Raw genomic sequence first — 17852 nt, forward strand, 5'->3', positions numbered from 1 at the left:
GTGCGCTCAGCTGCCCACCGCGCTGCGGAAGTCGCGCAGGGCAACGGACAGCAACGGCCGGTGCCGGGCGAGGACGGACAAGGGAGCCTCGGACTCAGCCGTGACGCGGCCGCGACCCAGCCCCGGTCGCCCGCTGATCCGCATGGGGACGCGGCACACCGTGCCGTCGGACAACTGCTGGATCAGACGGCCCCGGGCGGGCAGCCGGACCGGCAGCCGCAGTACGTCGCCGTAGGTGAAGCGGACAGGCGGAACGCCGGTGGCGGTCAGTTCCGCCCGGGCGTTCCTGCTGTCCGCGTGGAGCGTGATCGCGCCCAGCTCCTTCGGGATGCCCCACAGCGCCCGTCCCCCGGCCAGGGACCGTTCGTCGTCGACCCAGGCGGCCACGGTGCTGGCGGCGACGCGGTGCCCGTGACGTACGGCCAGGGCGATGAGGAACTCGCGGTAGGCGAGGACACCGCCGGGCCGGTAGTCGACCCAGAAGGTGACCAGCGTGGCGCGGCGCCGCACGATCCACGGGCGGACCCCGGAGGGGAGGGACCAAGGCGGCAGTTCGGCTGCGGGGACGCGCCACAGCGAGACGACCATGTCGCCGGTGAGGCGCCACGGCGAGGGAGGGAAGGGGACGGCCGGCTGCTCCACGGTGCGACCCCTTCCCTCGGCTCGGACTCGTACGGGGGCACGGGTGGTCGTGTCCGCCTCTGCTGCGATGGTGCCTGTGCGGAAGGACACGCGCAAAGGGCGCGGGTCAGCGGTCCTTGGCCAGCGCCACGAGTTCGGCGAACAGTCCGCCGGCGTGGACGAGGTCCTCGTAGGTCCCCTGCTCGACGACCCGGCCCTTGTCCATGACGAGGACGCGGTCGGCGAGGCGGGTGTTCTCCAGTTGGTGGGTGACGACGATCGTCACGCGCTCGGCGGCGATCCGCTTGATCTCCAGGAAGATGGCGTGCTCGCCACGGGCGTCCATCTGGGAGGTCGGCTCGTCCAGGATGAGGAGCGGTGTCCGGCGGTACAGGGCGCGTGCGCACACCAGGCGCTGCCACTGGCCGCCGGAGAGCTCGGCGCCGCCCCACAGCTCCTTCGCGAGGAGCGTGTCGAGCCGGCGGGGCAGTTTCTCGATCGCCTCGCGCATGCCGACGGCGTCGACCACGTCCCACACGGGACCGTCGTCGAACGTCTTCGGCTGCCCGAGAGTGATGTTCTCGCGGGCGCGCAGGGGCCAGCAGGCGAAGTTCTGCGGCACCAGCGCGGTTCGCTTCCACACGGCGTCGGGGTCGGCTTGAGCGAGGTCGACGCCGTCCCACAGGACGCGTCCCTTGTCGGCCAGGAGGATTCCGGTGATCAGCTTGGCGAGGGTGGACTTGCCCGAGCCGTTCTCGCCGACGATCGCCAGGATCTCTCCCCGGCGGAGGGTGAGCGACACTCCGGCGACGGCGGGTTCGTCCTTGCCCGGGTACCGGTGGACGACCTCGTCGAGGCGGATCTCGTCGACGCGTTCGGGGATGGCCGACTCACCGCGCCGCGGGGCGCGTTCGGCGGCCAGGTCGAGGAAGGCCCGCATGTCGGCCAGATAGAGCGAGGTGTGGAACATCGCGGCGCCGTGGATGACGAATTGGCCGAGCGCGGCCAGGGTGGTCTGCACGGCGACGACGGCTGTGGCGGCGACGGGCAGGGCGACCCGGCCACCGGCGGCCAGCCAGGCGAGGGTGGCCCAGGTGCACAGCAGGAACACTCCGCCCAGGGCGCTGGTGGCCAGCACGATGCGCAGCTGACGCGGGGCGGCGGTGAGGGTGCGCCGATCGATGCGGTCGGACAGCGCCCGGTACCAGTAGAGGAGATAGCCGGTCATGCCGTTGGCGCGGACCTCGTCGCCGAACCGGGAGTAGGTGGCCCACCAGCGCATCATCGAACGCACGTTGCGGTCACCGACGTTGAGGTAGTGGGTCTCGTAGTCGACGCGCGCGGACAGGACGGCTCCGGCGCCGGCCGGCAGGACGGCCAGGAGCAGCACGGGCAGCATCAGCGGGTGCAGTGCGGTGATGACTCCGCTCGCGGCGATCATGCGGATCAGGGCGGACAGGAACCGCTGGGCGTCCTGAACCATCAACCGGGTGCGGGTGACCCCGACTTCGGCGGCTTCCTGCCGGTCGGCGAAACCGTCCTCGCCGTAGGCGGAGCTCTCCACCCGGCACACCGCGGCGACCAGGGCGATGTCCGCCTCGGTCGTCAGCAGGGGAGTGATGCGGCCGTCGGCGTAAGAGGCGAGGGCACCGCTGACCCGGCCCACGGCCGCGGCTGCCGTCACCACGACGAGGGCGGGCAGCGCACCGTGCAGCCGTTCGGGAACAGCGCCACCGCCGAGGACGTGCGTCATGGCCTGCGCGGTGAACGCGAGGACGACGGCCGCCGCGAGGCCGGTGAGGAGCTGGCACGCGAGGAGCAGGACGACTCCGGTCTTGTCGACGGCCCATGCCATCCGCGCGGTGTGCCCGAGCACCGAGGGAAGGCGGCGGCACATCGCAGCGAAACCGGCGTCGGCCAGCGGGTTCTTGCCGTACTTCCCGCCGAAGGTGAGAGTCGCGGGCGGGGGAGGGGGCGGAGTGTTCTCGTCGGCGGTCGAGGTGTCGGTCGTCGTCACCCGGTTCCTCCCGGAGGTCCGTGCCGTGCCCGGACGGCTCGGCGGTGCACGGCCTAACGATGTGGCGCCCGAATCGAACGCGCTCGATTCCGGACGTGCGGGGACCCTTGCCGCACAAGGGATCGACCGGGGCGGCTCATTGCTGGGGCCGATCACGGGAGCGCGGGGTTGGCCGAATCGCGGAGGCTTGAAACACCTGTGGCGTGTGGGATCTCGGCGGCCTTCGCGTTCGGGGAGGTCGACCTCGGGTCATTGGCCAGGCCGACGGCGCCACCGGGTCCCGCATCCCGCGTCGCCGGGACGGGACGCCACTGGGCGAGCGGCGCGAAGGGGCGGCCTCCGGGCGCGCAGAGTGATGCGATCGAGCGACGGTCGCGGGAGTCCGCCGAAGAGAAGGTGACGACCCGCGGAAGCCCGTTCGGCCCGATGGTCCGAAAAATCCTCTTGCTTCCGTTTTGTCCTGACGGGCGTGGTTAACCGAGGAGAGTGCGCGAGGGACGGACGCCGGAGCACGAGGAGCCGGCGACCAGCCCCGGCACCCGGCCGGACGCGCCGAAGCGCGGTGGTGGGCGACGTATGCCGACGCCGTGGGCGGTCCGGGTTCCGACGAGAGCAGATCCACGGGCGGTGCCTGAGGGAGAGGACCCATGAGCGAGATGGCGAACATGAGCAGCGGGCGCGCTCAGCAGGCCGGTCAGACGGCGAAGCAGGAGGCGTCGGCCACGGCCGATCAGGCCAGGGAAGGGGCGAGTGAGGTCGTCGGCACGGCCGCCGAGCAGGTGAGAGCCGTCACCGGTGAGGCCAGGGCGCAGGCCGACGCGATGGCCGGTGACCTGCGGTCACGGGTCGCAGAGGAGGCCGAGAGCCAGGCGCGACGCGGAGCGCAGGTGATACGGGAGTGGGCGGACGAGCTGTCCGGTCTCGCCAAGGGCGCCGACAAGGACTCACCCGCCAAGAGCCTCGTGGTCCAGGTGGCCGACCGCGGTCACCGAGCCGCCGACTACCTGGAGGAACGAGGCGTGGGAGGTTTGGCCGGCGACGTGCAGGACTTCGCCCGCCGGCGTCCGGGCGCCTTTCTGGGCGGGGCGGTGCTGGCCGGGTTCGCCGTCGGCCGGCTGGCGAAGGCCGGCAGCAAGGCGGACGGATCCGGCGGATCGTCCACTGCGTCGCAGCCCCCCGGCCGGCAGAGCCTGCCCGAGGACGCGGCGCCGCCGGAACTGCCGGGTTACGGGGAGGCGTGAGATGGCATCGCTCACGCCACACGCTTCGCGGCGGTACGCCGCCGAGCACCGCGGGCAGGACGACGCCTCGGTGGGGGAACTGCTGTCGACGGTGACGTCGGACGTGCAGCAACTGCTGCGCCAGGAGGCGGAACTGGCCAAGGCCGAGATCCGGGAGGAGGCCACCAAGGCGGGCAAGGCCGCCGGGATGTTCGGCGGCGCAGGTTTCGCGGGCTACATGGTGGCCCTGTTCCTGAGCCTGGCGGCGATGTTCGGCCTGGGCAACGTCATGGACCTGGGATGGGCCGCGCTGATCGTCACCGCGGTGTGGGCGGTGATCGGACTGATCCTCTACCGCCGGGGCCGGACGCAGATGCGCACGGTGTCACCGAAGCCGGAGCGGACCATGCAGACGCTGAAGGAGGACATGCAATGGGCACGGCACCCGACCAGATAAGGGCCGACATCGAGAACACGCGGGAGAGACTGTCCGAGGACGTCTCCCGGTTGGCCGACCGCGCTCGCCCCCGCCGGATCGTCCGGCGCCGCACCCGGCGCGTCCGCGGCGCACTGCACGGAGCCCGGGAACGGGTGATGGGCAGCGCCTCGGAGATCACCGGGCAGACCTCCGACCGCACCAAGCGGGCAACCCAGTCGGTGCAGGACACCACGGGCCAGGTCGCGGACTCCGCTCGCCAGACGGCCGAGCAGGCGGGTCAGGCGGCACGGCAGGCCCCGGAGCAGGCGATGCGGCAGACGCAGGGCAACCCGCTGGCGGCCGGTCTGATCGCCTTCGGCGCGGGACTGCTGACCGCCTCGCTGCTGCCCACCTCGCAGGCAGAGGAGAAGGCGGCTGAGCGGGCCGGGCAGGCCGTCGAGCCGGTGAAACAGGCCGCGCTGGAGTCCGCGCAGCATCTGAAGGAGGACGCCACCGAAGCGGGCCGCCAGGCCGTCCAGGAGGTCAAGGACACCGCCTCCGAAGCCGCCCGCACCACCAAGGAACAGGCGAGGGACCAAGCCGGGCAGGTCACCGACCAGGCCCGTCAGTCCGCACAGGGCACGGCCGAGGAAGCACGCGGGCAGACCCGCGGCACTGGACCGTAGACCACCCGCGGCCCGCCTGGTCAGCCGTAGGCGGGCACCAGCGCGGCCCACCTCGACCCACCGTCTCCGGAGCCGATCGCAGGGGCCGGACACGGCGGAGTCGACGGCTGACGTACCAGCCGGTCGGCCATGTGCCACCGGGAGGCGTGACAGAAGAGTCAGGAGAAGCATGATTACCCGAGAGCAGATCCCCACCGTGCTGGACCACCCGGTCCATGATGCCAGGGGCGACAAGATCGGCGACGCCAGGCACGTCTTCTTCGACGACGTCACCGGCGAGCCCGAGTGGGTCAGCGTGCGGACCGGCATGTTCGGCACCAAGGAGTCCTTCGTGCCCATCCATGACGCGGACGTCATCGAGGACCACCTCGAGGTACCGTTCGCCAAGGACCAGGTCAAGGACGCGCCCAACGTCGACGTCGATGCCGGCGGCCACCTGTCCGAGCAGGAGGAACAGCGCCTGTACGAGCACTACGGCATCGACTGGGATGCCGCCTGGCAGGACACGCGTTCCGGCACCGGCGAGACCACCGGCACCGCCGACATCGGCCAGGCCGCCGGCACCGCCGACACCGGCGAGAACGCCATGACGCGGTCCGAGGAGGAACTGCACATCGGTGTCGAACGCCGCGAGGCCGGCCGGGCGCGGCTGCGCAAGTACGTCGTCACCGAGGAGCAGCAGTACACCGTCCCCGTACGTCATGAAGAGGTCCGCGTGGAGCGCGAGCCGATCACCGACGCCAACCGGGACAGTGCCATGTCCGGCTCGGACATCACCGAGGCCGAGCACGACGTCACCCTGTACGAGGAGGAGCCCGTGGTGGAGACCAGGGCGGTACCGAAGGAGCGGGTGCGTCTGACCACCGAAGAGGTCACCGATGAGGAGACCGTCACCGGCGAGGTCCGCAAGGAGCGCATGGAAACCGAGGGAACCGACGACGAGTCCGAGGACCGTCGGCGCCCCTGATCTCCAGTGAGCGCCCGGGAGGGAGGACCGAGGGTCCTCCCTCTCTCGCGGCGGTAGCTCGACAAGGTCTGCGGGGCCAGGACGGGTGAGACAGCCGACTAGCGACGGCAACTGGGCACTGTGGCCTACCGGTTGCTCGGCTCGGTGACCGAGGCCGGCGGGCGCGTCGCCCGGAGCCGGGCCGTCCGCGACCTCGAGAAGCTACGACCGTGGGCGTGGAAGGGCCGACTGTCTCCCGCCCTTGGGCCGGTGAACGGCACAACGACCTGTGCGGTGCGGGGTGTTCGCGACGCATCCTGCCCGCCACGCGACCGTACTAGCTCACCTCCGTCTGCTTCCCTGCACATTCCTTTGGAAAATGCCAAAGCGTTCACCTGCGCCAAGCACATTCCGTAGTGTCGTGCTCACGTTCGCGGGAACGGCCGTGCAGGGGGAGGGGGTTCGGCGTGCCCGGAATCGACGAGAGTCTGCTGGAGGCCATGCGGCTGCCAGGTGCTCGAGGGGCGTCGGTGGTCGACTGGATCAGTGGTCTCGCGCTGGGTGCGGTGGGTGACGCACCCGGTGGCGATGTGGAGGCGACGGCTGCGGAGACCGCGGAACTCGCCCGCCTCGCCACCGAGAGCGGCGCCCTCGCGCTGACCGGTGGGGAGCCGGGTGCACCGCCGGATGACGACCCGGGCGGTCCGTCCGGCAAGGAACCCCCCGTCCAGGACCTGATCATCACCAACGCCGACTCGTACCACCTGCTCAGGTTCGTCACCACGACGTTCGACAGCACCGTGTTCGTGCACCTGTGGCTCGACCGCCGCGAGGGGAACCTGGCCCTGGCCCGCATCCGGCTGGCCGAGATGACGGACCGGCTGGTGCTCGGATGACCCCGTCGACCCTGACGGCGCGCTCGGGCGAACCGGCCTCGGCCACGCTCGGCACCCTCGCCGCGCAGGGCGCCACCGGAGCCCTGTCCACCGAGTCGGGGATCGTCTACCTCGCGGCGGGACACGTCGTCCACGTCGAATCCGCCGTCACACCCGACCTCGGCGACCTGCTCACCCACAGCGGTGCGCTCGCCCCGGACGGCTGGTGGGAGGCCATCGACCGGGCCGGCCGCCGCTGCCGCGTCGGACGGCAGCTGGTGGACAGCGGCCACCTCGCCGCCGGCGCGCTGGAACTGTGCCACCTGGGCGCCCTGTTCGACGCGGCGTACTTCGTCCTCGCCCATGACGGACCCGCGCTGCGGTTCCGCCCCGGAGCCGCACACTGGCTCGGGGCGGTCCGTTCCGTACCGGTGGCCACCGTCCTGCGGGAGTCCAGACGACGTCGCGAACTGCTGCACCGCATATGGCCCGAGCCCGCCGTCGACCGGGCGCCTCTCGCCCGGGTGCCCGGGCCGGACACCGCCGACCTGCCGCTCCGCCGCGGCCGGACGCTCGCCCAGGTCGACGGTGTCCGCACCGCCGCCCAGATCGCCACCGCCCTCGCCTGCCGCACGTTCCACACCCTCGTGGAACTCCGCCGCCTCGCCGCGGCCGGGCTGGTGACCCCCGTGGCCCCCCTGGCCCCCACCCCTTCCCCGGCCGCAGCCCCCGTCCCCACCCCAGCGTCCGCCCCCGCCCCCGCCCCCGCCCCCGCGTCCGCCGAGTCGGGCCCCACCCCTCGTCCCGCGGCACCGGACGAGCCCGACACCGCACTGCTGCGACGGCTCCTGCACGCCTTGGAGGCACTGTGATCCGCGCGCGAAGACAGCGTGCCGAAAGGAGACTGCTCATGGCCGTCGAGACCGACGTCCTGAACGAACTGCGTCGGCTCCGCACCCGCGTCCCCCGGCTGACGGGCTCCCTCGCGGCCACCGTCGACGGACTCGTCCTCGCCCACGACGTGCCGGACACCGAACCGGAGGGACTCGCGGCGCTCACCGCCGCCGCCCTGGGCGTCGCCTACCGCATGACCGACGCCGCCGCCCGCGGGGACTTCCGCGAACTGCTGGTGCGGGGCTCCGGAGGCTACGTGGCGACCTACGCCGCCGGAACGACCGCCGTCCTCACCCTCCTCGCCGAGGACCGCGTCAACGTCGGCCGCCTCCACCTCGAAGGCCGGCGCAGCGGCGCCCGGATCGCCGACCTCGTGGCCACACGCGTGGTGCCCGGCACCGGCCGCCACGCCGACCGGCCCGCGCCCGAGGAGCACCTCGCCACCGTGGCCCCGGGCGCGGACCGCCCCATCGGCACCCTCCCGGTGCGCACCCCGCAGCGGCCCCCACACCAACCGGGCCCGCAGACCGGCATCTGAGCCATCCGAACCGCTTGACCCACCGAAGTAGAAAACCGAAGGAAAGGAACCGAGCGCATGGCCAACACGGAGACCGCGCTGAAGGAATGCCTGAGCTCCATCGACGGAGCGACCGCCGTCGCACTCGTCGACTACACCAGCGGCATGGCCCTCGGCACCCTCGGTGGCAGCAAGGACTTCAACCTCGAAGTCGCCGCCGCGGGCAACACCGACGTCGTGCGGTCCAAGCTGCGCACGATGGAGCACCTGGGGCTGAAGGAGGAGATCGAGGACATCCTGATCACCCTGAACACCCAGTACCACCTCATCCGCCTGCTGAAGGGACGCGGGGGCAGCGGCCTCTTCCTCTACCTCGTGCTCGACGGGAGCCGGGCCAATCTCGCGATGGCCCGCCACCAATTGCGCCGCATCGAAGCCGACCTGGAGGTCTGAACCCGGAAGGTCCCAACCGGCACCACCGGACGGGAGCCCTCCGCCACGGACACGTCGCGGAGGGCCCCTCCATGTCGCGCGGCCACGACCTGCGCGCAGCCGGCCGCGTCCACGGTCGGTGCCATGCCGGCCTCGCTCGACGTGCTGGTGGTGGGCGCGGGCCGACGGACTCTCCCTCGCGACTCAACTGCGCGCCTGTAAAACGCCGTTCCGGATTCGCGGACCATCACTCTGTGGATCGCGCCCTGGAGTCACGCGCCCCGGCGATCCAGCCCCACACCCTGGAGATGCTGTCGGCGTTCGGGGCGGCGGACGACCTCGTCGACCGGCCCGCGGGACGTGATGGCCGAGCGGGGCACGGAGCTGCTGAGCGCCGAACCGGAGGGCGACCACGTCATGTGGCGGGAAGGCCGGAGAGCCACTCGACCAGGAGCCGGTTGGTGTCGGCCGGGCGCTCCTGCTGGACGAAGTGACCGCAGTCCTCCAGCAGGTGCGAGGCCCTCAGACCGGGCAGTGTGGTCGGGTACGCCGCGATCGCGTCGGCCAGCCAGGTCGTGGCCGCGTCCAGACGGCCCCCGATGAACAGCGACGGCTGGGTGAGCGGGGCGCCGGCGAAGTCCGCCAGGTCCTCCCAGTCGCGATCCATGTTCCGGTAGCGGTTCAGGGCGCCGGTCAATCCGGTGCGTTCGAACTCCGCGGCATAGACGTCCAGGTCGGCCTCGCTCAGCCAGTCCGGCAGCCGGCCGACGGGAAACCGGTCGCGCAGCCGACCGCCGCGGGCCACGAAATGAGGGTCGGCCCCGGGCAGCGTGTCCGCCGACAGGGCCGCGTAGAAACCGGCGAGCCAGCCGCGCACGTCGGGCTCGATCTCCGCCTCGGCCCGGCCGGGCTCCTGGAAGTAGGAGACGTAGAACTCCTCGTCACCGCCCATGCGCGCGAAGACCTCACTCGGTCTCGGCCCGCCGGGCGGGGTGTACGGCACGCTCAGCAGGCCCACCGCGCGGAAGACGTCCGGCCGGACCAGCGCGGAGGTCGCCGCGATGGTCGCACCCCAGTCGTGCCCGACGAGCACGGCGGACGGCTCGCCCAGGGCTTCCACCACGGCGACGTTGTCCTCCACCAGTTGGAGCATCCGGTACGCGTCCGTCTCCGGCGGCCGGGACGAGCGTCCGTATCCGCGTACGTCCACGGCGACCGCGCGGTAGCCGGCCGCGGCCAGAGCCGGGAGCTGGTGGCGCCAGGAGTACCAGGACTCGGGGAATCCGTGCAGCAGGAGCACGAGCGGCCCGGCCCCCTGCTCCACGAGGTGGGTGCGGCCGGCCGGTGTGGTCACCAGGCGATGCGCGCGGTCGGCGGCGGACGTCTGCGGCATGGATCCTCCCGCGATCCGGAGGGGTGTGCGGTCCACCGATCCTCCAGCGCCCGCCGCGCCGCGCGCCAAGCCTGTTGCCGGTCCGGCAAAAGGCTCAGCCGTGGAACGTGATGTACCCGTTGCGGTCCGGGTCGGAGCCGCTTCTGGTGTACGAGTGCACGTCGGCACGGCTGCCGGACGGCTTGTACACGTAGATCGTGTCCTTGTCGTTGTTCCACATGAAGTTGCAGTTGTCGCGGTAGACGACGTTCCTGGCGTCCGAGTCGGACCCGTTGCCGCCGCGCAGCTTGACGTAGTCACCCGGCTGGAGGGTGTGTGTCGCGGTGAAGGTGAACTTGTTGCCCGCGGCGTCCTTCACGACGTACCCCTTGAGGTTCACCGTCGTCGAACGTGAGTAGTTCTTGATGGTCAGGTACTCCTCGGCGGTGTTCCCGCCCGAGCAGCGGTTGGAGTCCCTGCCGGGAGCGTCGTACTGGATGCCCCGGATCTTCAGCGCGGAGTTGTACTCGGCGGCCTGGGCCGGAACCGCCGACAGGGCGGTGAGGGCCCCGGCAGCGGCGGCCGTGGTGGCGACAAGGCGTATACGCATGGACGTTCGTCCCCCCTGCATGACCTTCAGGTGAAGGCGATGTGATGGTTCGGTGAAGCATCCGGATCGTACACGCTTCAAGTACGCAGCGGGGCGGGTTCGGTGACCTTGCCACCGAACCCGCCCCGCGGGGTGTATGACGTCAGGCGCCGCTGGCCCGCAGCATGTCCTCCCGCTCGACGATCTTCACGCGCTCGCGGCCCTCGGGCTCGCCCAGGGCCTTCTCCGCGGCGTCCAGCCTGTACCAGCCGTCCCAGGTGGTGAAGCGGATGTCGCGCTCGGCGAGGAACGCGTCCACGGCCTCGGGGGTGGGGGCGGCGGGCGTCTGCAGCCGGCCGTCCGCGTAGTCGGCCAGCAGGTTCGCCACGGTCTCGTTGGCGTCGCCCTTGGTGTGCCCGATGAGGCCGATGGGGCCGCGCCGGATCCAGCCGGTGACATACGTGGACTGCAGGTGCTCGCCCGACTCCTGCATGACCCGGCCGCCCTCGTCCGGGACGGTGCCGGAATCGATGTCCCAAGGGAGCTTGGGGAGCTTGTCGGACAGGTAACCCACCGCGCGGTACACCGCGCCCACGTCCCAGGTGTGGAACGTGCCGGTGCCCTTGACGTTGCCGGTGCCGTCCAGCTCCGTGCGCTCGGTGCGCAGGCCCACGACCCTGCCGTCCTCGCCGAGGATCTCGACCGGCGACTCGAAGAAGTGCAGGAAGAGCTTGTGCGGCCGGTCGCCGGTGTCGCGGATCGCCCAGTTCTCCAGGGTCTTCGCCACCATGTCGGCCTGCTTGTTGCCGCGCCGCGTGGCGATCGAGCCCTCGTCGTAGTCGATGTCCTCGGGGTCGACGATGACCTCGATGGTGGGGGAGTGGTCGAGTTCCCGCAGCTCCATCGGGCTGAACTTGGCCTGCGCCGGGCCGCGGCGGCCGAACACGTGGATCTCCTTGGCCCGGTTGGCCTTCAGACCCTCGTGGACGTTGGCCGGGATCTCGGTGGGCAGCAGCTCGTCCGCCGTCTTGGCCAGGACGCGCGCGACGTCGAGTGCGACGTTGCCGACGCCGAGCACGGCGACCTTCTCCGCCTCCAGCGGCCAGGTGCGGGGCACGTCCGGGTGGCCGTCGTACCAGGACACGAAGTCCGCGGCGCCGTACGATCCGTCGAGATCGATGCCCGGCAGGGAGAGCGCCCGGTCGGCCATCGCGCCGGTGGCGAAGATCACCCCGTCGTAGAACGCCCGCAGGTCGTCCAGGCCGATGTCCGTGCCGTAGTCGACGTTGCCGAAGAGCCGGATCTGCGGTTTGTCGAGCACCTGGTGCAGGGCGGTGATGATGCCCTTGATCCGCGGGTGGTCGGGGGCGACGCCGTAACGGATCAGTCCGAACGGAGCCGGCATGCGCTCGAAGATGTCGATGGACACGCCGGGTTCGGCGGCCACCTCGGACTTGAGCAGGGCGTCGGCGGCGTAGATCCCGGCGGGGCCGGATCCGACGATGGCTACCCGCAGGGGGCGGGGCATGGTCAGGTTCCCTTCGAGTGGCGACAAGCGATCTCGACGGGAAGCCTAAACTAAGGCAAGCCTAAGTCGGTACGGGGGTCCGGCCTATGAGCTCATAAGGCTACTTTATGGGTGGTCCCTGGTGATGCTTATGGCAGGGGCTGCTCAGCCCAGATCACCTTGCCCCCGGGCAGATAACGCGTCCCCCAGCGCTCGGACAGCTGCGCCACGAGGAACAGACCGCGTCCGCCCTCGTCCGTCATGGTGGCGTACCGCAGGTGCGGCGAGGTGCTGCTGCCGTCGAACACCTCGCAGATCAGGTTGCGGTCGCGCAGCACCCGGACGCGCATGGGGCCGCCGCCGTACCGGAGCGCGTTGGTGACCAGCTCGCTCAGGATCAGTTCCGTGCTGAACGTCAGTTCGTCCAGGCCCCACTCGGTCAGCTGCCTGCTGACCGCCGCCCGCACCTCGCCCACGGCCGCCGGATCGGCCGGCACCGGCCACTCGGCGACCCGGTCGGAGGCGAGAGCCCGGGTGCGCGCGACGATCAGCGCGATGTCGTCGCTGGAGCGGGCGGTCAGCCGCGAGTCGAGCACGACCCGGCAGGTGTCCTCCGGGGACTGGCCGGCCCGGCTCAGCGCCTCGCGCAGCATGTCCAGACCGACGTCGATGTCCCGCTCCCGGTCCTCCACCAGCCCGTCGGTGTAGAGGACGAGCCGGCTGCCCTCCGCCAGCTCCAGCTCGGCCGTCTCGAACGGCAGACCGCCGAGCCCGAGCGGGGGACCGGCGGGCACCTCGGGGAACTCCACACTGCCGTCCGGGTGGATCAGCGCCGGCGGGGGATGCCCGGCCCGCGCGACGGTGCAGCGCCGGGAGACCGGGTCGTAGACGGCGTACAGACAGGTGGCGCCGATGACCGGGGCGCTGCCGTCCTCCTCCGTCTCGTCCTGGTCGATCCGGCCGACCAACTCGTCCAGCAGGGCGATGAGTTCCTCGGGCGGCAGATCGAGGGCGGAGAAGTTGTGCACCGCGGTGCGCAGTCGGCCCATCGTCGCCGCGGCGTGCAGCCCGTGGCCGACCACGTCCCCGACCACGAGCGCGACCCTGGCCCCCGACAGCGGCAGCACATCGAACCAGTCCCCGCCCACCCCGGCCTGCGCGGGCAGATAGCGGTAGGCGATCTCCAGAGCGCCCTGCTCGGGCAGGCTGCGGGGGAGCAGGCTGCGCTGGAGGGTCACCGCCATGCTGTGCTCGCGTGTGTAGCGGCGCGCGTTGTCGATGGAGACGGCGGCCCGCGCCACCAGCTCCTCGGCCAGGGCCAGCTCGTCCGCGTCGAAGGGCTCCTGCTTCTCGCAGCGCCAGAAGCTGACCACGCCGAGCACCAGGGCGCCGGCCCGCAGTGGCACGGTGATCAGGGAGTGGATGCCGTACTCGACGATCTGTGTGGAGCGCTCCAGGTCCTGAGCCTGCCAGCCCGGGGCCTCGCCCAGCCGGGGCTCCAGGACGGGGCCGCCGGTGGCGAGGCTGCGTCCCTGCGGGGAGGACTCGACGAACCTGATCCGCTCGCCGACCGGGTAGAGCGGCGCGTCCTTGCGGATCCCGCTCACCGCCGTGCGGCTGAGCGCGCCCACCGCGTTCGGCTGCCCGCCGCCCAGCACCGCGTCGAACAGGTCGACGGCGACGAAGTCGGCGAACCGGGGTACGGCGAGCTCGGTGAGCTCTTCCGCCGTGCGGGTCACGTCCAGGCTCGTCCCGATGCCCACTCCGGCGTCGTACAGCATGTTGAGCCGTTCCCGCGCGGCCTCGGCCCGCCCGGACAGGGCCCTCAGCTCGGTCGAGTCGCGCAGGGTGGCGACGCTGCCGGGCGGGACGCCCGCTCGGTCCGTGGTGCGCTGGTTGACGGCGAGGAGCCGGTCGCCGACGCGGTGCACCTCGTCCGTGGCGACGCGGCCGGAGGCCAGCAGGTCGGCGGTGCCCGGGTCGAGACCCAGACTGAGGACGTGCCGGCCCTCGGCGTCGGGGGGCAGCCCCAGCAGCCGGTGCGCCTCGTCGTTCGCCAGCAGCAGGATGCCCCCGTCGTCGACGATGAGCACGCCCTCCCGTACGGCGTGCAGCACGGCGTCGTGATGCTCGTACATCCGGGTCATCTCGTGCGGCCCGAGCCCACGGGTCTGGCGCAGCAGCCGACGGCTCACCAGCGCGGCACCCGCCGTCGCCAGGGCGAGCGCCACCGCGGCGGCGGCGAGCACGAGTGGCAGCTGGCGGTCCGCGGTGCCGCCGACGTTCTGCGTCGTGATCCCGGCCGAGACCAGGCCCACGACCCGGCCGTCCGCGTCCTTCACCGGCACCACGGCCTGGACGAGCGGGCCGATGGTGCCCTCGATCTCCTCGGTGAACGACTGCCCGGCCAGCGCCGGCGCGATGGTCCCGACGAACTTCTTGCCGATCCGGTCCGTCTTGGGGTGGGTGTAGCGGGTCCCGTCGGTGCTCATGACGACGATGAAGTCGACGTTCGACCGCTCACGGGCGGCCTCGGCTCGCGGCTGGAGCACGGCGGTGGGATCGGGGCTCTGCAGCGCCTGGACCGTCCCCGGCGCGTTGGCGAAGGTCTCCGCCACGGCCAGCGACCGGTTGCGGGCCTCCTGCGTCGTGTCGTGCCGCACTTGCAGCACCAACGCCACCACGGCCGCCATCACCAGCAGCAGCACGATCACCACGACCAGCAGGAACACCTGCCCGGCGACACTGCGTCCGCCCAGCACCGACCGCAGTCCCGCCGCCGAACGCCACCGCGACGGGTTCGCCTCCTGCCGCTGCCGTGCGGACGGCGCAGCGCCGGGCCGCAGGGGCGATCGAGTCCCGGATCGACCCAAGAGTCGGACCATGTGCCATGTCTACACTGCCGGGCCCAGGGAGGCGAGGGGCGTCACCCATGGTGACAGGGGGTCCTCACCGTTTCGTCACGTCTCCCGGCGTATACGGTCTCCCGTCCACCGGAAACCGGGCGTACGACGGCCTCAGGCGCCCAGCGAGCGGGCCAGCTCGCTCGTGGCCCGGGCGATCTCGCCGTCCTCGTCCGACATCAGCCCGCCGAGCTCACCGCGCCGGGCCCGCACCGCCTGGCGCGCGGCGCGCTCCCACACCACCGGGTTCTCCCGGTGGTTCAGCAGCTTCGGGTAGACGGCGGCGGTGCTCTCCCACTGCCGGGCGTCGGCGATGCTCTTGAGCAGCCGGATGATCTGGGCCCGGCAGGTCACCTGCGGCAGCTTCGCCAGCTCCCACAGGAAGGGGACGGTGGCCGCGGTCGCCTGCTCCACGACGAAACCGAACTGGCAGATCCGCTTTCTCAGGTCGTCGAGGGCGGAGCGGGCGGCTTCGGCGTCACCCCCGGCGATACCGTTGAGCAGGAGGGGGATGGCCGCCGCCGAGCCGGTGGAGTCCTGGATCTCGCCCCACGGCACGCGGTCCAGTGCCGTGAGCGGCGTGTTCCGGGCCACCCCGGACGGGGTGTCGGGGCGCTGTGGGCGCTCGCTGCTCGGGTGTTCCGTCGAAGCGCTGCGCATGGCGAGGGGCCTTTCCGCGGCAGTCGTGTCAGATGGGTGGACGGGGCGTGCACGGCCGGGTCGACAACCTGGCCCAGACCGTCTTGCCCGCCGGAGGGCTGGGGGCCCAGCCCCACTCCTCGGCCAGGGCGTCGACGATGCACAGGCCCCGGCCGTGCTCCTCCAGGGACGAGCCGGTCGGCGCGTACACGGGCGGGGTGTCGTCGGGGTCGGAGACCGTGACGAGCAGGTGCGCGGGGTCCAGGAGGAAACCGAGCCGGATCTCCGGCACACCCGAAGTCCCCGAGGCCGCCGGTGCCGCGTGGGTCGCGGCGTTGGCGGCGAGCTCGGTGATGACGAGGGTCGTGTCGTCGCAGCGGTGGTCGAGCGACCAGCCGCACAGGGTGTCCCGGGTGAAGGCCCGCGCTTGTGCGAAGCCCTCCCGGCTGCACTCGACCCGCAGGGCGGCCGAGGCGGACAGGACACCCGAGAACTGCGGCAGCGTCTTCGGCAGGGAGGGTGGGCTCCCGCTCGGCGTGACCGTGGGCGGTCCGGCAGGGAAGGCGTGGGCCGTCCCGGGTGTGCCAGCGTGTGCCGCAGCCCCACTCGGCGGCCGGAGCACGTGCTGCGCAGGTGATGACACGGCATCTCCCCGATGCGACGTCAGGACGGGGCGTCGGCCCGGGGGTTGACGCCGCAGCTATTATCCACGCTGAAGGCGCTCGCGTGCAATTGCACGAGAAATTGCGTGAGAATCAAGCCGTTGTGGGTACGCAAGCCGGGACGAGTGCGGTCGAAGGGACGCGGCCGCGCTCGCCGAAGGCCGGGCACACCGTGCGCGGCGGGGAACGAGAACAGCAAGGAGACTGCGGTGCCACCAGTGCGGAACGGAGTGCAGGCAAGCTCGTTGGAGGCCTGCTGGATCAAGAGCCGGCACAGCAACGCCGAGGGCAACTGCGTCGAAGTCGCCCCCCTCGTCGACGGCGGGATCGCCATGCGCAACTCCCGTGACCCCGACGGGCCCGCCCTCGTCTACACCCCGGCGGAGGTGGCCGCCTTCCTGGCCGGCGCGAAGGACGGCGAGTTCGACCACCTGCTCTGAGGAGCGGTGCCGTCTCGCCTGTCGTGTGATGCCCAAGGGGAGAAGCGGAGCCCAACTCCCCACTTCTGCGGGGGTGCTGCGGGCTGATGCGTGAAGGCCCGGTGAAGTGCGATAGTGTAAGTCGCCCTTGTGCCGGTCTGCTGGGAGTCAGGATGTCCGCCGCGTCGCATCGCATCTCCCGTCTGGAACCCTACCTGGACAGGCCCGAGCCGGCGCCGACTCTCCTGAAGATGCTGGTCGGTGTACAGCTCGCCGGTTTCCGTGAGGACGCCGGATTCGCCCAGGACCAGGCGGCGCGCGCTGTGGGATTCAGTGCGGCCAAGTTGTCCCGCATCGAGGCGGGCAAGGGCCGCCGCCCGCCCACGGAGAGCGACGTCCGCGCGCTGCTGGAGCTGTACGGCACCGACGCGTACGAAGCCTCGGTGCTGCTCAAGCTGTTGCAGCGTGCCGGAGAGCCGGGCTGGTGGCAGCGGTACGACAAGCGGCTGATGCCCGAGTGGTTCGACCGGCTCGTCGGGCTGCAGGAGGCCGCCGCCACCATCCGTACCTTCGAGATCCAGTACGTACCCGGCCTGTTGCAGACACCCGCCTACACCAGGGCCGTGGTGGAGCGTGGCCTGCCGAACGCGCCGGCGGGCGAGGTGGAGCGGCGTGTGGAACTGCGCAGGCACCGGGCCCGTCTGCTGTCGCGGGCCGACGCCCCGCAGCTGTGGGCGATCCTCGACGAGTCCGTGCTGCTGCGCGTCCTGGGCAGCACCGATGTGATGCGGGAACAGCTCACGCACCTCGTCGAGATGGCCGAACGATCCAACGTGACCTTGCAGATCGTGCCGTTGAGCGTCACCAACGCCTCGGCGCCGGCCATCCCGATCACCTATCTGCGCTTCGGCGGCCTCGATCTGCCCGACGTGGTCTACCTGGAGCACATCAAGAGCGCGAACTTCCTCGAGGACCGGGACGAGACCGAGGAGTACCGGATCGCGCTGGACCGGCTCGCGGACGAGGCGCTCAAGCCCCGTGACTCGCTGGAGCTGCTGCGGCAGACGATGGAGCAGCGCTACCCCTGACGCGCGGATGCCTCGTGCGGGACGACATCCCTCCCGCACGAGGCACC

Annotated in this window: 18 protein-coding genes; 10 read left to right on the forward strand and 8 right to left on the reverse strand. The window is 71.6% G+C overall.

What is annotated here, in order from left to right; all coding sequences use genetic code 11:
• Window positions 1-6: 6 nt before the first annotated feature.
• Window positions 7-642, reverse strand: coding sequence for an acetoacetate decarboxylase family protein (locus QNO09_RS14640; RefSeq protein WP_283970601.1), 636 nt, complete (start codon window positions 640-642; stop codon window positions 7-9).
• 106 nt (window positions 643-748) lie between these two features.
• Entirely contained in the window at window positions 749-2638 is a 1890-nt protein-coding gene (locus QNO09_RS14645; protein ID WP_283970602.1) for an ATP-binding cassette domain-containing protein, read from the reverse strand.
• Window positions 2639-3285: 647 nt separating this feature from the next.
• On the opposite strand from QNO09_RS14645, the gene QNO09_RS14650 reads away from it, so the two are divergent.
• The 8 genes from QNO09_RS14650 to QNO09_RS14685 all read left to right on the forward strand — a co-directional run bounded on the left by QNO09_RS14650 (window position 3286) and on the right by QNO09_RS14685 (window position 8647).
• Window positions 3286-3879 carry a hypothetical protein gene (locus QNO09_RS14650; protein ID WP_283970603.1) on the forward strand — a complete coding sequence of 198 codons (594 nt, stop codon included), beginning with the start codon at window positions 3286-3288 and terminating at the stop codon, window positions 3877-3879.
• A gap of 1 nt (window position 3880) precedes the next feature.
• Window positions 3881-4315 (forward strand): phage holin family protein, encoded by a 435-nt coding sequence (locus tag QNO09_RS14655; RefSeq protein ID WP_283970604.1) that lies wholly within the window; start codon window positions 3881-3883, stop codon window positions 4313-4315.
• A complete protein-coding gene (locus QNO09_RS14660; RefSeq protein WP_283970605.1) occupies window positions 4291-4962 on the forward strand; it encodes a DUF3618 domain-containing protein in 672 nt (223 codons plus the stop codon). The genes QNO09_RS14655 and QNO09_RS14660 overlap by 25 nt, the downstream gene beginning before the upstream one ends.
• 169 nt (window positions 4963-5131) lie before the next feature.
• On the forward strand, window positions 5132-5929 hold the full coding sequence (locus QNO09_RS14665; RefSeq protein ID WP_283970606.1) for a DUF2382 domain-containing protein: 798 nt from the start codon (window positions 5132-5134) through the stop codon (window positions 5927-5929).
• A 446-nt stretch (window positions 5930-6375) separates the two neighbouring features.
• Window positions 6376-6804, forward strand: coding sequence for a hypothetical protein (locus tag QNO09_RS14670; protein WP_283970607.1), 429 nt, complete (start codon window positions 6376-6378; stop codon window positions 6802-6804).
• Window positions 6801-7655, forward strand: coding sequence for a hypothetical protein (locus tag QNO09_RS14675; RefSeq protein ID WP_283970608.1), 855 nt, complete (start codon window positions 6801-6803; stop codon window positions 7653-7655). Before QNO09_RS14670 ends, QNO09_RS14675 begins: the two co-directional genes overlap by 4 nt.
• A gap of 38 nt (window positions 7656-7693) precedes the next feature.
• Entirely contained in the window at window positions 7694-8215 is a 522-nt protein-coding gene (locus QNO09_RS14680; RefSeq protein WP_283970609.1) for a roadblock/LC7 domain-containing protein, read from the forward strand.
• A gap of 57 nt (window positions 8216-8272) precedes the next feature.
• Window positions 8273-8647 carry a roadblock/LC7 domain-containing protein gene (locus QNO09_RS14685; protein WP_030847269.1) on the forward strand — a complete coding sequence of 125 codons (375 nt, stop codon included), beginning with the start codon at window positions 8273-8275 and terminating at the stop codon, window positions 8645-8647.
• Window positions 8648-9041: 394 nt separating this feature from the next.
• Here QNO09_RS14685 and QNO09_RS14690 read toward each other — a convergent pair whose 3' ends face one another.
• From QNO09_RS14690 to QNO09_RS14715, 6 genes are all read right to left on the reverse strand, one after another.
• Window positions 9042-10019, reverse strand: coding sequence for an alpha/beta hydrolase (locus tag QNO09_RS14690; RefSeq protein WP_283970610.1), 978 nt, complete (start codon window positions 10017-10019; stop codon window positions 9042-9044).
• Between the two features lie 94 nt (window positions 10020-10113).
• Window positions 10114-10608, reverse strand: coding sequence for a lamin tail domain-containing protein (locus tag QNO09_RS14695; protein ID WP_283970611.1), 495 nt, complete (start codon window positions 10606-10608; stop codon window positions 10114-10116).
• 142 nt (window positions 10609-10750) lie between these two features.
• Window positions 10751-12115 (reverse strand): FAD-dependent oxidoreductase, encoded by a 1365-nt coding sequence (locus QNO09_RS14700; protein ID WP_283970612.1) that lies wholly within the window; start codon window positions 12113-12115, stop codon window positions 10751-10753.
• 128 nt (window positions 12116-12243) lie between these two features.
• Window positions 12244-14979: a SpoIIE family protein phosphatase gene (locus QNO09_RS14705; RefSeq protein ID WP_283970613.1), complete on the reverse strand. Its 2736-nt coding sequence runs from the start codon at window positions 14977-14979 to the stop codon at window positions 12244-12246.
• Window positions 14980-15111: 132 nt separating this feature from the next.
• The gene (locus QNO09_RS14710; RefSeq protein ID WP_283970614.1) at window positions 15112-15657 is read right to left on the reverse strand and encodes a hypothetical protein; all 546 of its coding nucleotides are present in this window, start codon (window positions 15655-15657) and stop codon (window positions 15112-15114) included.
• A gap of 28 nt (window positions 15658-15685) precedes the next feature.
• Entirely contained in the window at window positions 15686-16279 is a 594-nt protein-coding gene (locus tag QNO09_RS14715; protein ID WP_283970615.1) for an ATP-binding protein, read from the reverse strand.
• Window positions 16280-16507: 228 nt separating this feature from the next.
• On the opposite strand from QNO09_RS14715, the gene QNO09_RS14720 reads away from it, so the two are divergent.
• Together QNO09_RS14720 and QNO09_RS14725 are read left to right on the forward strand one after the other, a co-directional pair.
• On the forward strand, window positions 16508-16738 hold the full coding sequence (locus QNO09_RS14720; protein ID WP_283970616.1) for a DUF397 domain-containing protein: 231 nt from the start codon (window positions 16508-16510) through the stop codon (window positions 16736-16738).
• A 152-nt stretch (window positions 16739-16890) separates the two neighbouring features.
• The gene (locus QNO09_RS14725; RefSeq protein ID WP_283970617.1) at window positions 16891-17805 is read left to right on the forward strand and encodes a helix-turn-helix domain-containing protein; all 915 of its coding nucleotides are present in this window, start codon (window positions 16891-16893) and stop codon (window positions 17803-17805) included.
• The last annotated feature ends 47 nt before the right edge of the window (window positions 17806-17852 follow it).

Origin of the sequence: Streptomyces sp. 378 (assembly GCF_030124145.1) — a bacterium.
Taxonomy (GTDB): Bacteria; Actinomycetota; Actinomycetes; order Streptomycetales; family Streptomycetaceae; genus Streptomyces.

Bases quoted from the DNA above. Each gene is read 5' to 3' on its own strand.
- QNO09_RS14710 (WP_283970614.1), bottom strand. From the start codon at position 15,657: ATGCGCAGCGCTTCGACGGAACACCCGAGCAGCGAGCGCCCACAGCGC.
- QNO09_RS14705 (WP_283970613.1), bottom strand. From the start codon at position 14,979: ATGGTCCGACTCTTGGGTCGATCCGGGACTCGATCGCCCCTGCGGCCC.
- QNO09_RS14650 (WP_283970603.1), top strand. From the start codon at position 3,286: ATGAGCGAGATGGCGAACATGAGCAGCGGGCGCGCTCAGCAGGCCGGT.
- QNO09_RS14675 (WP_283970608.1), top strand. From the start codon at position 6,801: ATGACCCCGTCGACCCTGACGGCGCGCTCGGGCGAACCGGCCTCGGCC.
- QNO09_RS14695 (WP_283970611.1), bottom strand. From the start codon at position 10,608: ATGCGTATACGCCTTGTCGCCACCACGGCCGCCGCTGCCGGGGCCCTC.
- QNO09_RS14700 (WP_283970612.1), bottom strand. From the start codon at position 12,115: ATGCCCCGCCCCCTGCGGGTAGCCATCGTCGGATCCGGCCCCGCCGGG.
- QNO09_RS14665 (WP_283970606.1), top strand. From the start codon at position 5,132: ATGATTACCCGAGAGCAGATCCCCACCGTGCTGGACCACCCGGTCCAT.
- QNO09_RS14685 (WP_030847269.1), top strand. From the start codon at position 8,273: ATGGCCAACACGGAGACCGCGCTGAAGGAATGCCTGAGCTCCATCGAC.
- QNO09_RS14680 (WP_283970609.1), top strand. From the start codon at position 7,694: ATGGCCGTCGAGACCGACGTCCTGAACGAACTGCGTCGGCTCCGCACC.
- QNO09_RS14655 (WP_283970604.1), top strand. From the start codon at position 3,881: ATGGCATCGCTCACGCCACACGCTTCGCGGCGGTACGCCGCCGAGCAC.
- QNO09_RS14690 (WP_283970610.1), bottom strand. From the start codon at position 10,019: ATGCCGCAGACGTCCGCCGCCGACCGCGCGCATCGCCTGGTGACCACA.
- QNO09_RS14725 (WP_283970617.1), top strand. From the start codon at position 16,891: ATGTCCGCCGCGTCGCATCGCATCTCCCGTCTGGAACCCTACCTGGAC.
- QNO09_RS14660 (WP_283970605.1), top strand. From the start codon at position 4,291: ATGGGCACGGCACCCGACCAGATAAGGGCCGACATCGAGAACACGCGG.